General features: G+C 65.5%; 13 protein-coding genes, 1 tRNA gene and 1 pseudogene. 8 read left to right on the top strand and 7 right to left on the bottom strand.

What is annotated here, in order from left to right; genetic code table 11:
* Positions 1 to 475: 475 nt before the first annotated feature.
* The gene (locus ACH438_RS23450) at positions 476 to 2,029 is read right to left on the bottom strand and encodes a hypothetical protein (RefSeq protein ID WP_397008584.1); all 1,554 of its coding nucleotides are present in this window, start codon (positions 2,027 to 2,029) and stop codon (positions 476 to 478) included.
* 371 nt (positions 2,030 to 2,400) lie between these two features.
* Here ACH438_RS23450 and ACH438_RS23445 point away from each other — a divergent pair, with 371 nt between their 5' ends.
* Positions 2,401 to 2,838, top strand: coding sequence for a hypothetical protein (locus ACH438_RS23445; RefSeq protein WP_397008582.1), 438 nt, complete (start codon positions 2,401 to 2,403; stop codon positions 2,836 to 2,838).
* A 59-nt stretch (positions 2,839 to 2,897) separates the two neighbouring features.
* Entirely contained in the window at positions 2,898 to 3,437 is a 540-nt protein-coding gene (locus ACH438_RS23440; protein ID WP_397008580.1) for an NUDIX hydrolase, read from the top strand.
* On the opposite strand, the gene ACH438_RS23435 is transcribed toward ACH438_RS23440, so the two are convergent.
* Complete coding sequence (locus tag ACH438_RS23435) at positions 3,421 to 4,788, bottom strand: hypothetical protein (RefSeq protein WP_397008578.1); 1,368 nt, start codon at positions 4,786 to 4,788, stop codon at positions 3,421 to 3,423. The two genes, ACH438_RS23440 and ACH438_RS23435, sit on opposite strands and share 17 nt — an antisense overlap.
* 218 nt (positions 4,789 to 5,006) lie before the next feature.
* Between ACH438_RS23435 and ACH438_RS23430 the strand changes: the two genes are divergently transcribed.
* The 5 genes and pseudogenes from ACH438_RS23430 to ACH438_RS23410 form a co-directional block, all read left to right on the top strand.
* Positions 5,007 to 5,183, top strand: coding sequence for a hypothetical protein (locus ACH438_RS23430; protein WP_397008576.1), 177 nt, complete (start codon positions 5,007 to 5,009; stop codon positions 5,181 to 5,183).
* Between the two features lie 3 nt (positions 5,184 to 5,186).
* Positions 5,187 to 5,438 carry a helix-turn-helix domain-containing protein gene (locus tag ACH438_RS23425; RefSeq protein WP_040860750.1) on the top strand — a complete coding sequence of 84 codons (252 nt, stop codon included), beginning with the start codon at positions 5,187 to 5,189 and terminating at the stop codon, positions 5,436 to 5,438.
* Positions 5,439 to 5,440: 2 nt separating this feature from the next.
* Entirely contained in the window at positions 5,441 to 5,794 is a 354-nt protein-coding gene (locus tag ACH438_RS23420; protein WP_397008573.1) for a hypothetical protein, read from the top strand.
* Between the two features lie 428 nt (positions 5,795 to 6,222).
* Entirely contained in the window at positions 6,223 to 6,441 is a 219-nt protein-coding gene (locus ACH438_RS23415) for a hypothetical protein (RefSeq protein ID WP_397008571.1), read from the top strand.
* Positions 6,393 to 7,622: pseudogene (locus ACH438_RS23410) on the top strand (recombinase family protein); the annotation flags it as partial. The gene ACH438_RS23415 and the pseudogene ACH438_RS23410, both read left to right, overlap by 49 nt.
* 577 nt (positions 7,623 to 8,199) lie before the next feature.
* Here the strand turns inward: ACH438_RS23410 and ACH438_RS23405 are convergent.
* Positions 8,200 to 8,275 (bottom strand) — tRNA-Ala (locus tag ACH438_RS23405).
* Between the two features lie 128 nt (positions 8,276 to 8,403).
* On the opposite strand from ACH438_RS23405, the gene ACH438_RS23400 reads away from it, so the two are divergent.
* A complete protein-coding gene (locus tag ACH438_RS23400; RefSeq protein WP_397008569.1) occupies positions 8,404 to 9,924 on the top strand; it encodes a DUF222 domain-containing protein in 1,521 nt (506 codons plus the stop codon).
* Between the two features lie 124 nt (positions 9,925 to 10,048).
* On the opposite strand, the gene ACH438_RS23395 is transcribed toward ACH438_RS23400, so the two are convergent.
* The 4 genes from ACH438_RS23395 to ACH438_RS23380 all read right to left on the bottom strand — a co-directional run bounded on the left by ACH438_RS23395 (position 10,049) and on the right by ACH438_RS23380 (position 13,142).
* Positions 10,049 to 10,795 carry a DsbA family protein gene (locus ACH438_RS23395; protein WP_397008567.1) on the bottom strand — a complete coding sequence of 249 codons (747 nt, stop codon included), beginning with the start codon at positions 10,793 to 10,795 and terminating at the stop codon, positions 10,049 to 10,051.
* A 51-nt stretch (positions 10,796 to 10,846) separates the two neighbouring features.
* Complete coding sequence (gene pgm / locus ACH438_RS23390) at positions 10,847 to 12,490, bottom strand: phosphoglucomutase (alpha-D-glucose-1,6-bisphosphate-dependent) (protein WP_397008565.1); 1,644 nt, start codon at positions 12,488 to 12,490, stop codon at positions 10,847 to 10,849.
* 47 nt (positions 12,491 to 12,537) lie between these two features.
* A complete protein-coding gene (locus tag ACH438_RS23385; RefSeq protein ID WP_397008563.1) occupies positions 12,538 to 12,678 on the bottom strand; it encodes a hypothetical protein in 141 nt (46 codons plus the stop codon).
* A gap of 119 nt (positions 12,679 to 12,797) precedes the next feature.
* Positions 12,798 to 13,142: a DUF190 domain-containing protein gene (locus ACH438_RS23380; protein ID WP_397008561.1), complete on the bottom strand. Its 345-nt coding sequence runs from the start codon at positions 13,140 to 13,142 to the stop codon at positions 12,798 to 12,800.
* Between the last annotated feature and the right edge of the window lie 141 nt (positions 13,143 to 13,283).

Here is a 13,283-nt window from a genome sequence, read left to right as displayed (position 1 = left end):
CGCGCTGTGAGGCCGTATAGCGCGCGGTTCGAAACGGTCATGGAGCGCCGTGGATGGTCCTCACCTGGGAGCGTTCGTTATCGAGCGATGGCGGATGAGGTTCCACGCGATTAGTCGTTTCGGTTACCGGTTGAGGACGTATTCACGCTGACGGGCGTGGGACCGCAGTCGTGGGATACGTCGAGTCGGGCACTGCGAGCGTGGGTGATCGGCTCAGCGTGGTCCACGCTGATGGCCGGCCCGGTCCGTCGGACACGTGCGTGGGAGTAGATATGCCGTGCAGGGTCGGACAGCGCCACGACGAGTCGGCACCTATCGGGCTCATCTTCCGTGAGCTTCGAAAGGCAGACTTTGAGCCCGGTGACATCGTCGTTCGCGAGATCGAACGCTCGTAGTCGACGGCCTCCGAACGCACGAAAATGCCGCACGCCCCACGCCGCGCCGAGCGAATCGGCTAGATCGATGTGGCGGCACGTCAGGATGTCAAATCCCTTTCACTCGCAAGGCCGATTAACAGACGCACATCTCTGGGCCTGTACGGCGCGCCGCCCGGCTTCACTCCGATGATGTTCTCGGACAGGACATCTTCCTTGTCAGTGATCGATTCCCGAGCAACGATCAGACACAGCCGGTCGATGAACTCCAAGGTCGTTCGGACCGCGGTGTCCATCAATGCGCCCAGGTCTGCGAGCACAACCGACCCGAACGGTCGTGCGCCCCAGTACTCCAATCCGCCGCCCTCCGTCGTCTTGAGGATGTCCACAGCGTCCTGCGGCACAACGATGTCCAGTCTGCCGACGTTAACGCGGACGAACGCCTGCGGATCGGCGGTGACCGAACCGACAGCCTGGAGCGCGATGCTGTGGATCGTATTGCGCAGACGGAATATTCCAGCCAGGTAGCCCTGCACGCGGTCGAGGTCGTTGATGCCCTCGACACCCACGTAGGCAGCTCGGAACTTGTTCCGATACCAATCCTCGGCGTGAAATTTCGCGTTGCGCTCCGACCCCTGCAATCGAAGTGCCTTGTGCAACGACCGAGCGATGACATCCACTGCGCCGCAAAGCGACACGAGCACCCGGTCGAGCGCGTCGGCTCCATCGTCTGCGACATCGGTGGTTTGAATGGCACCGATCGAAGCGATCAGATCGTCGCGGGCCTTCAACGCACGTAGGAGCCGGCCGACCAGAGCATCGGCCTCGGCCAGATACACAGCGGAGGCACCCAGGTCCCGCATAGCGGCACGCTGTACCTTGCCCAGCCAGTGCCGAACACCGGGCGCGACGACACTCACCGCTTCCTGATAGAAGTCCTTACGGCTCATCACCACTCGGCTGTGCGGGTTGATGATGTATTGGTGCTGACGCCTGAGGTAGTGCGCGATGATGGGCACCGCCGTCAACCGGCTGACGACGTTGGCGCGATCGTTTGGCGGCAGATCGACACGACCTGTGGTGACCGTTTCCGAGATCACCAGATCGAACTCGATCGTGCGCGCGATCTCCGAAAGCATCACCGCCCGCTCGACATCCTCCTGGGTCATACCCGCTTTCGCCTCGCCGTCCAGGTTGGCAAACGCCTGGAGCGCGTCGACCATCGCCATGTCCGGACGAACTGAACCGTGCCATCGCATCGTGGAACTGCCGTCGTAGTGTCGTCGCTCTCCCTCGACGGTCACAGCAAATTCTCGACCGGTGTAGGCGAACCTGCCCTTTTGGGTTGTCGTTTCTCGCACCTGCACGAAGCCTTCCCGCGCCGGGTGGGCACGTCCTCCCAACTCAGGCTTGCGCGCCTCGCTCATCTCGACGCTGAGCACGTCGAGGTTGTCATACTTCAACAGCCCCATGAGCAGTGCCTCGACGTCCCCGCCAGACCCTGAGCCCATCGCTTCGACATCGATGAGCACACGCAGTTTCCGCGGGCTCGGTCGCAACCCGAACAGATCTCCCGCGTCCTTAGCTGCCGATGCATTGTCCCGCTGCGCCCGACGAAACGGCTCGTCGTGGGTCAGCTCACGAAACAGTTCCACTGCGCATCTCCTTCACCTAAGCAAGAGAACACGTTACGACCGTCCGCCGACATATCCCCACATGCGACGCGGCGAGGCGCGACCACCGAGCGCCCACCCGCCATCGAGGCACTCGGCGTATTACCTCACGAGCCAGCTCGGCCAATGATCAAGGTGTGGCTCAGCGATCCCGACGAGTACCTACGAGACAAGGTCAAACACGCACTCGGGTGAATCGACGACTGGCGAGTCCGCACTCGGCTACACGCCAGCACAGCGAAACTGCGGGTAGCCAGGAACATCCGCAATCCGGTCCGGACGTACCGGCTGACGGGTACAGCGCGAAGTGTCGCGAGATGAGCGACGCTATCGATCGTTCATGATTGCTGTTCATGAGCGAGCCCAGCCCTGAGTGGACTCCGCCGGGGTCCTGTGATCAGTGCCCGCATCCGATTCCCGCGCACATGCTGTGGAAACCGGATGAGGTGTGCGGCGGCTGGATGCACTGTTGCGTTGCCGATTGCCAGTGCTGGCACGACTGGCCGCAGCTGACCGGCGCGCCGACGAACATCGAGTCGCGAATGATTGTGGAGAGGGTCGACCGTCTGTCGAGTCGTCCCGGGTGGCTGTTCGTCTCAGGAGTCGTCGAAGGTGAGCCGTTGTATGTTGGCGACACGGTATTTGTCCAGCACGGGAACAAGGCTCGCTCCGCGACGGTCAGAACGATCGAAATTCACACTCTCCCCGGCAAGACCATAATCGTGCTGGATACAGACCTCGAAGATCTGGCGGTAGAGGGTGCGATCGTGAGTCGTCGGGCTCGGCGGTAATGCACGAAGGCGGTCGAGGACGGAGTTCAGCCGACCGATGACCGCGTAGGGTCTGGGGCGTGAAGCGTGCGACGCAGTGGAACATCCTCGGAGAGCGGCTGGTCGACGAGAATCGGCACATTCGGCTCTCGACGGTCGACGTCGAACTACCGGACGGGGTCCGGTTCACTCAGTACGTGGCGCGGATGCCGCGATGCGCGATGACGTTGGTACTCAACGAGAATCGCGAGGCGCTGCTGATGTATCGGCATCGATTCATCATCGATCAGTGGGTGTGGGAATTGCCGGGCGGCTACGTCGATCACGCCGAGGATGTCACGGTGGCGGCGGCGCGGGAGGTGGAGGAGGAGACCGGGTGGCGGCCGCGCGCGATGGAGCATCTGGTGACTTATCAGCCCTCGATCGGCACCCTGGATCAGCCGCAGGAGATCTACCTCGCCCGGGGCGCGGATCTGACCGATACCGCACCCGACATCAATGAGGCCGAGGACGTGCGGTGGATTCCCCTGGCCGAGGCGGCGGCGATGATCGATCGGGGTGAGATTGTGGGCGCGGCGACGGTAGTGGCGATCTACCGGGCGCTCAGCCTCGCCGAGTGAGTTCGAGGATCTGCTGGCGGAAATCGGCGACCTCGGTCAAATCGTTGAACGGCCGCAACCGGTAGCGCAAGTCTCGCAGGTAGGACAGGCTGCGGCGGGACGCGAGGTCGACGGCGATATCGAGCGCGCCGAGCCCGACACACACGGCCTCACGTGGATCCGTGACAGTCAGGGCAGAGGCGAGCAGGCTCAGGTTGAATGCGCGTCCGCGTTGGTAGCCCGCCGACATCGTCAAGGATCGCTGCGCGAATTGCGCTGTGCGTATGTGGTCGCCGAGTTCGCGGAAGCAATGAGCGGTTTTGGCGGACATGTAGGACTGGTCGAAGTAGGCCAGCCATACCGGTTGTTCGCCGGGGCGGGCGCGGTCGAAGGCGCGTTCTGCGGCGTTGAGCGCTGCGGTGCAGGATGTTTCGTCTTGGCGGGCGGCGTGGCCGTGGGCTTCGACCATGTGGCATTCGGATTCGAGGGCGGCCAGACCCGCGGTGCGCGCAGCGATCTGGGCGGCGCGGGCCAAGTCGATGGCATCGCCGGGCCGACCGACGTAGGTGGCCTGGTGACTCATGGCGGCCATGATTTCCGCGCTGAGCGCGCCGTCGCTGGCGGCTCGGGCGAGTCGCAGTGCCTGGATCAGGTACCGCTGGGCGAGGCCGTGATCTTCCTGGTCGTAGGCGGCCCATCCGGCCAGTCGGACGAGTTCGGCTGTGGAGCCGAACAATTGGCGGCCGATGAGTTCGTTGAAGCTGCCGCGCAGCAGCGGTGCGACCGAGCTGTGCAGGTACTGCACGATCGTGGAGCGGACCTTGCCGCCACCCACCTTGTTGTCGAGATCGCGGAACGCGGCAGCCATGGATTGGACCGCGTCGACGTCGATCTGCCCGACACGTCGCAACGACCCGATCGATACGGGGTGTTCGGGGCCGGGCAGTGTCAGCCACCGCATGGAGGCGGCCGGGTACACGGCAACCGCGTAGGAGGTGTCCTGTAGAAATCGTCGGTGCTCGATGTCGCTGCGCCACAGCGCTGTCGAGGCGTCGACCGCGCCGGAGAGGCTCAGTGAGAACTCCAGGCCGAGGTCGGCTGCCGCGTCCCGGGGGTTGGACATGCCGCACATGGCGGGTGTGATTGTGCGCCCGAGTAATTCGGTCAAGGTGTCGGCGATCAGCTGCGGTACCGGCGGCTGTGGCTGTTCTCCCGAGAGCCAGCGCCCGATCGACGTGTGGTCGTAGCTGAGCTTCAGCCCGAGACCGCGGCCCCGGTCGACGACGCGGCGGGCGAGGGCCTTGCGTACCCCGCCGGCCTCTTCGACCAGCTCCTCGAACTGCCGATTCGGTTGTTTCGCACGGCGTCCCATGCATCGCAGTGTGGCACCGGTGACACCGAACCGCTATCAATCGGCGATTGCGCACACCCCCTGTGCACACACCCGCCCAGCCCGCGCGCCTACCGATGACCGCCCCGTGTGCAGTGGACTGGCAGTCAGCCCCACCAATGCCGGGTGGCCTGTTTACAGGCGATACCCCCGGCATCGGGTGCGCTGCAACGACCGCCGAGTACCGGGAGCTGCCGGACATGGACATCCTTCTTGCCATCACGCTCGTCTCGCTAGTGGTCTTCGTCGCCGCCGCAACCGGCCGCCTTCTTGCTGGCAGTGACGGTCCCGCGACGCGGCTGACCGTCGCTGACATCCAGGCACGACTGGCCGCCGAACCGCCACGCAGTTACGTCCCGATCAGCCGAGGGCGGTGAACGATGGCGTTCACGGAACCCGAGGCGAAAGTGCTTGGCGCACTGTCGAACCTGGACCCGACCGAAGCGCTGACCGTGCGACAACTCTGCCGCGCGACCAGGCTGCCCGAAACCTCGATCCACCGGGCATTGCTACGACTGTCCCGCACCGGGCTCGCGATGGGCACCCTGCAAGGACCAGCGCGCTGGCGCTGCACCAATCGTGGTCGCCTCGCGATCACCCGCCCCGTATATCGCGAATACGCCGGGACCTGACCATGACCAACTACGTGATCGGATTCCTCCGCCCCGACGTCTCTGGCGAACAGTGGCAGCAGGACGAGGCACGCATTCACACGCTCGCGGAGAAGCGCGGGTGGTCGGTGGTCCTGGTCTACTTCGGCGACCCGAAGCGCCCCGGCGCGGTGATCAATCGCCTGATGAATCTCGCCTACGCCGAATGCGTCAACGAGGTGATCGCCCCAAGCGCCGACCATTTCGAACCCGACGACCTCCCTGCGCTGGTCAAGATCGCCGACGTGATCTGCGCGGACACCGGAACCAGGTACACCATCCCAACAGACAACGCTCCCCAAAGCCCCCGAAACCCGCAGCTGCTGGGGGGGAGGTGAACCGATGAAGTCCTTGGAACCCGGCCCGAACGGCAACAGCCACGACATGTGGAATGTGCCCGTAAACGCCGATGACGACGGTCAAGACCAGACCGGCCTGATCAACCGGCGGTAGGCGTCACTACTCCCACGAACCCGTTCAGAGCGCCCCAGGTAAGGCAATCGCCCCTGGGGCGCTCGGCTGTGGCGACACCGATCGTTATCGAACCTTTTCGCACTGAAATGTCGAAATCGGACCCCTCCTTGGCAGTTAACAGGCGCGACACCCCCATATGCCGGAACCCAGCGGACCCCGTGATTGATGCCGAACTTTGACCGCGGAACACGGGATTGCATCAATTCCCTTCCCGTACCCGGATAAACGCGGGTTCCCCTGCCAGTACATGGGTGACGCCACTCCAAACGCCGAACATCCCACAGGAGCCCCGATGGAACGCCCCGAACCCGGAAACCATGCCCCGACCGGCATCGAGGCCGCCAAGCGGCATGCCCGCGACCGCGCCCACCAACGCTGGGACATCGACCGAATCGACACCGAGGCCCTCACCACCACCCAGCGCGACCACGTCGTCACCCTCCTCGCCGACCTCATCACCGCATGGACCCGCCGCCACCACACCGACAACGGCGAACGGAACGCCGCATGAACCACCGTGATCGAAATACCCGCCACACCAATACATTCGAAAAACGATCGAGGGACAATAGAACCGGCGATATACCAGACCGAACCCAGAACGCGAATTCTGGTTTGACACAGGTTGTTTCAGACATCGAATTGTGTGAGAAGCGTGTATCGATGGGAAGGACCGGCAGCATGACAGGCAGCAAGAAATCCTCAACTTCACGTAACTCCACCGACACAGCCGCATGGGAACAGGACGTGCGGGTAGGGACCTACACTCGCCGCTCCACCACCGAGGACAACCAGCCCTATTCCATCGAAGCCCAGGACGCCCGCCTGGACTCCTACATCGATTCCCAACCCGGCTGGCGACACACGATGTCCTTCACCGACGACGCCTCCGGTGCCAGCACCGAACGGCCAGGTCTGCAGCATGCCCTGCAAGCTGCGCGTGCCGGGGTCATCGATGTGCTCGTGGTCTACCGCGTCGACCGCTTCTCCCGCAACCTGCGCGACCTGGTCACACTGCTCGACGAACTCGACCGGGCCAAAGTCGTGTTCCGCTCCGCCACAGAACCATTCGATACCTCCACTCCCATGGGGCGCATGCTGGTGCAGATGCTGGGCATGTTCGCCCAATTCGAACGCGACACCATCATCGACCGCGTCATCGCGGGCATGGAACGCAAAGCCGCCAAAGGCAAATGGAAGGGCGGCAAACGGCCCTACGGATACAGGGTCGACAGAGCTACCCAAACCCTCGTCGTGGACGAGGCCGAAGCCGTGGTCGTGCGCATGATCTTCGACCTCTACGCCTGCCGCCGTCTCGGTGCCCGTGCCCTCGCCGCGGAGCTGAATGCCCGCGGGCACCGTGCCAGCACCGGCCGCGAATGGTCCGGGCATCACGTGCTGCGCATCCTCAACAGCCGGATCTACCTCGGTGAGTTGACCTTCCGCGACACCACCGTCACCGACACCCACCCTGCACTCATCGACATCGACATCTTCGACCGCGCCCAATCAGTCCTCGAAGCCCGCGGAGAGTCCCACGCCCACCGCGCCGCGAACTCCTCGGACTACCTGCTCACCGGACGCCTGCGCTGCCCACGCTGTGGGCGGGCCATGATCGGCACCCGTGCCACCGGACGTTCCCGCACCTACCGCTACTACACCTGCTTCAACCGCGCCCGCTACGACACCGACAAATGCGACTTCACCCGACTCGACGCCGACTCCGTCGACGCCGCCGTCCTCGAAGCCCTGGGCAAGTTCTACCGCACCCGCCACGACCTGATCAGCCAAGCCATCCACGCTCAACAGCGATACCACCGAGACGCAAGCAGCGATACCTGCGCCGAATTGGCCACGGTCTCCGCTGAACTTGCCAAGGCCGAGCAGGCGATCGACCGCTATCTGAACGCCTTCGAAAACGGCACCCTCGACCCCGAACTCCTCGCCGGACGGCTCGGCGAATTGCGCACCAAGACAACCCAGCTCGCCACCCGCCGCGACCAACTCACCGCCACCCTGGCCAACGAACCCACAGCCCCGCAACCCGCAACGCTGGATGGCATCGCCGACCACATCGCGGAAATCATCGCCACCGGCACCCGCACCCAAGCCAAGGCACTCATCGAGGCCCTCGTCGCCCAGGTCGCCATCACCGGCCCCGACCGCTTGGTCCCCACCTTCCGCATCCCCCAACCCGAAAACGACATTGGGGCTGGTACCGCTTCAGCGGTACCAGCCCCAATGGAGTCGGTTCGTGCAATGACACGATTGGTGGAGCTAAGGGGACTCGAACCCCTGACCCCCACACTGCCAGTGTGGTGCGCTACCAGCTGCGCCATAGCCCCGTGTTCACTTTTTTGCAACCGGGGCGTGCCCCGCTTGCCTGAACGAAGTTACACGACAGTGGTGGGGCGAACCAAATCGCCTGGATAAAGGGTGGCGCGGGCGATCTTCCGGGAGTAGTCTCGAACACATGTTCGATAGCCGAGAGGTGGAGGCGATGGGCGACGAGGAGCTGATCGACGCGCTGCGGCGGGCACATGGGGCGGCGGCGTTCGCACAGGCGGCGGAAATCACAGCTATTCGGGAGGTGTATCGACGGCATCGGGCGCGGAATGCGGAACCCGGGCCGGGTGGGGTGCGGGCCGGGGAGTTCGCGACGGCGGAGATTGCGGTCGCGGCGCATGTTTCGGAGGGGGTGGCGGCGGCTCTTATAGATATAGGGCTGGCGCTGGACTCGCTGCCACAGACCCGGCTGGCGTTCGCGGCCGGGCGGATCGATCTGTCGCGCGTGCAGGTCATCGCGGACAGTATGCGCGGATTGCCGGCCGACACGCGAGAAGCGCTGGAGCCCAAGCTGATCGACGCGGCCACTCGGTCCGATCCGGCGCGGCTGCGGCAGACCGCGCAGCGGTGGGTCACGCGGCTCGACCCCGAGGGTGAGCAACGGCGGCGCGAAGAGCGTGAGGACGATCGTGATGTCCGTATTCGGGCCGTTCAGGACGGTATGGCCGTATTCGACGGACTACTACCCGCCGCCGGCGCGCAAACTCTCGCAATGCGGTTGCGGGAGATGAGCTTACAAGTCTGCGACGACGACCCGCGTTCGATGGCACAGCGCCGCGCGGACGCATTGGTCGCGCTCGCCGACGGGTCCGGCCGGCTGCGTTGCGGCTGCACCCACGGGACCGACTGCCCCAAGGCCGCCACGCCCGGCGCACCACGCCGGCCGCTCATCCAGGTCGGCGTCTCCGCCGAAACCCTGCTCGGCCTCCGCGACGATCCCGCCTTCCTGTCCGGCTACGGTCCCATCGACGCCGCACTGGCCCGCTCCATTGCCGAACATTCCCGCTTCCAGGTGATTCCGGAATACTTCCCGGAGTCCGGCGAACCATCCGCACCAGTCGCCGAACTCCCGGAGACATCCACCCTCGCGGAGGTGACGACAAAAGATGCAGAACCACCGAAAAATGCTGCCGTACGGCCTTTCTCGGCCGCTCCGCCACGCGAGGTGCGTGCCGTCGACGGATTCTGCCGGTTTCCCGGCTGCGGTATGCCCGCCGCCGAAACCGTTGTCGCCCAATTCGATCCGCTACCCGTCCGCCTCTCGACGCCACGCGGCATGTCCACCCGGGCCGTGCTGTGCACCCACCACCATCGCCTGAAGACGCTCGCCGACAATGGCAAACAGCCCTGGCGCGTCTATCTCGCCGACACCGATCACATGCGCTGGATCGACCCCACCGGTGAAGCACACGAAACCGTGCGCGAAGGCGCCCGATATCTGTTCCCGCACACCGATATCGACGCACCCGCCAGACCCCGCCAGCACCGGCCCCGGCTGACCCGCGACCCCGCCGATCCGGTGGGCCGCCCGTTCCCGAGCGACCTCGCCTACCCGGTGGAGAACCACGCCCTCATCCACCCGCAGCTGTCCCGCACCACCCCGGACAACGACATCCCGGACACCAAGGCCCGCGCCGGAACTCGCTGAACCCCACCCGAACCACGGAGCCGCGCCTTCGGGCGCGGCTCCCTGCGAGGGGTGCGGCTCGACCCGGCACCCCCGACGGGCCGCACCCCGTCCAAAACGTTCGATCCGATACTTCGACGCCCGGCTACTTGGCCGCGTCGGCCACCCAGTTCTGGTCGGTGGTATCGATCTTCTTGCCGTCGATGAAGACCGAGGGCGTCCCGACCCGGTCACCCGAGGCGGCCGTCAGCGCCTTCATGGCGCCGTCGGCGTGATTGCGGGCGGTCTCACCGCGATCACCGCTGGTGATGCACTTGGCCACATCGTCACCCGCGCCCGCGTCCTTGGCCACCGCGACCAGCGCCTTGTTGTCCAGGTCGGCGCCGCCTTCCTCGGGCTGCTTGGTGGTGAAGAGCAGGGTGTGGAACTTGGCGTAGATCGGGCCATCGCCGTTCTGCGCCACACACTCGTTGGCGGCAATCGCGCGGCTGGAGTAGTCCTTGCTCTTCGACCGATCATCGAGGAAGTTCACCAGCCGATACCGCACGGCGAACTTGCCCTGATCGACCTGCTGCGCGATCTCCTGGCCGAAGATCTTCTCCAGGTGCCCGCAGGCCGGGCACAGCGGATCCTCGAAGATGTCAACGACTTTGGCGACGCCGGGCTTGCCGAGCACGATGCCGCCGTCGGCATCCATGGCCACGCTCACCGACGGATCGTGCGCGGACCCGTAGCCGTCGTTGCGCACGGTCTCCGAACCGCCGCCACGATTCCACGAGTACAACGCGATCACGATCACTGCCACCACGATCACGGCGACACCGCCGAGTAGGTAGGTGGTCTTACTGGAGACGGGCTGCGGGGTGTGCTTCGACGACGTGGGTGTGGTCACGCGCAACACTCTGCCCGAAACCACCCTCCCGCGTCGGAGCGGGTCCGGAATTCACACGCGCTCGGTGAGCGCCCGGCCGACCATTTCCTCCGCCGCCGCCTGCACCTGCGCGAGATGCTCGGGCCCCTCGAAGGATTCCGCGTAGATCTTGTACTTGTCCTCGGTCCCGGAGGGCCGGGCGGCGAACCAGGCGTTCTCGGTGGTCACCTTGACCCCGCCGAGCGCCGCGCCGTTACCCCGGGCGCGGGTCTGGATTCCGGTGATGGGTTCGCCGGCGATCTCGGTGGCGGTGATCAGATCCGGCGTCAGCGCCGCCAGCCGCGCCTTCTGTTCCGGAGTCGCGGTGGCGTCCACCCGCGCGTAAGCCGGGCTGCCGTACCGCTTTTCCATCTCCGTGTACCGGGTGGACGGGCTCTGCCCGGTGACCGCGGTGATCTCGGCGGCCAGCAGCGCAAGCAGGATGCCGTCCTTGTCGGTGGTCCACACGGTGCCGTCCATCCGCAGGAACGAGGCCCCCGCCGATTCCTCGCCGCCGAAAGCCAGGCTGCCGCTGAACAATCCGGGCACGAACCATTTGAACCCGACCGGCACCTCGTACACATCGCGGCCCAGCACGCCGACCACGCGATCGATCATGGAGGAGGTCACCACGGTCTTACCGATCTTGGTGAGCGCGTCCCAGCCCATCCGGTTCGCGATCAGGTATTCGATCGCCACCGCCAGATAGTGGTTCGGATTCATCAGTCCCGCATCGGGAGTCACGATGCCGTGCCGGTCGGCGTCCGCGTCGTTGCCGGTGGAGATGTCGTAATCATCGCGAATGGCCACCAGCGAGGCCATGGCGTACCGCGAGGAGGGATCCATCCGGATCCGCCCGTCCGCGTCCAGCGTCATGAACCGCCAGGTCGGATCGACGAACGGATTCACCACCTCGAGCTCGAGGTCGTACCGCTGCCCGATCTCCTCCCAGTAATCCACGGAGGCCCCGCCCATGGGGTCCGCGCCCAGCCGAATCCCGGCGCCCCGAATGGCGTCCAGGTTCAGCACATTGGGTAGGTCGCCGATATAGCGATCCAGATAGTCATAGCGCTCCACCTTGGCGGCCAGCGCATGCGCGAGACTGGTGCGCTTGACCTCGGCCAGCCCGGTGCGCAGCAATTCGTTGGCGCGCGCCGCGATCGCGTCGGTGGCGATCGTGTCGGCCGGTCCGCCGTGCGGCGGATTGTATTTGAAACCGCCGTCGCGCGGCGGATTGTGCGACGGCGTCACCACGATGCCGTCCGCCTGATGCCGGGTGCCACCGCGATTGTGCCGCAGCACGGCATGACTCAAAGCCGGTGTGGGCGTGTACCTGTCACGCGCGTCGATGACGGCGGTGACATCGTTGGCCGCCAGCACCTCCAGCGCGGTGGTCCACGCGGGTTCGGACAGCGCGTGCGTATCGCGGGCCAGGTACACCGGTCCGGTGATGCCGCGTGTCGCACGGTATTCCACGATCGCCTGCGTGATGGCGAGGATGTGCGCCTCGTTGAAGGCGCAGTCGAGGCTGGAGCCGCGATGCCCGGAGGTGCCGAACGACACCAGCTGCTCCGGCTCGGCGGGATCGGGAATCCGGCTGTAGTACGCCGTCACCAGGTGCGCGATGTCTTCGAGGTCGGTGGCCCGTGCCGGTCGCCCGGCTCGATCGTGGGCCATGCTCGCGCCTCCCTTCCGTATCGCCTGGGAGCGGCTGGTCATCAGCATCACCGCCGCACCTGCTGCCCCTGGTGGGTACGGCGAACGGCCACGACCCGTCGAGCGGTCGAGGCCGAGTTCTCCGCAACGCCGATCACGACGTTCGCCACCGCATAGCTGTAAGCGCCCTCCTCGGCCGATCGACCCATTGCGTCCACCACGGTTGTGCCCAGAGGGAAGACCCTATCGAATCGACCCGCCACCGCGCGATCCGCCGGTTGCCGGGGATGCGCCCCGGGCCGCGGGCCGGGAGCGCCGAGCCCGGCGGTCACCGTCGTACTCCATCGAACACCTCGACGGGTGAGATCGCCACCGTCACCGAATCCAGCAGGTCCGCATTGGATTCCACGAAGTCGCGCAGGCGCGCGGTGTCCTCGATGATCATGATGAGCACCGGCAGTCGCTCGGCCAGATCGAGCAGCCTGGAGGTATGGATGTGTGAGGAGACGCCGTAACCCTCGATCCCGCGCCACACGCTGGCGCCCGCCAGTCCGGCATCGCGGGCGCGGCGCACGATCTCGTGATAGCGAGGCTTGTGCCGCCACAGGTCATCCTCGCCGAGCAGCACCGTCAGCCGCGATGCCGTCACCCAGCGCGAAACCGACTCACTCATCCGTCTGCCCCCAATCATCGTGCCGTTCCCGGTGTCCGCCGCGCCGCGCCGATTCGGGTACGACCGCGTCCGGACCTTGTCACCAGCGTCCCCCGAGATAGCCGGGACCGGAATGCATCCGGCCCGATTCGAGCAGTGTAC

Origin of the sequence: Nocardia sp. NPDC020380, from assembly GCF_044386975.1 — a bacterium.
Classification (GTDB): domain Bacteria; phylum Actinomycetota; class Actinomycetes; order Mycobacteriales; family Mycobacteriaceae; genus Nocardia.
This window is presented reverse-complemented; position numbering and strand designations above follow the sequence as displayed.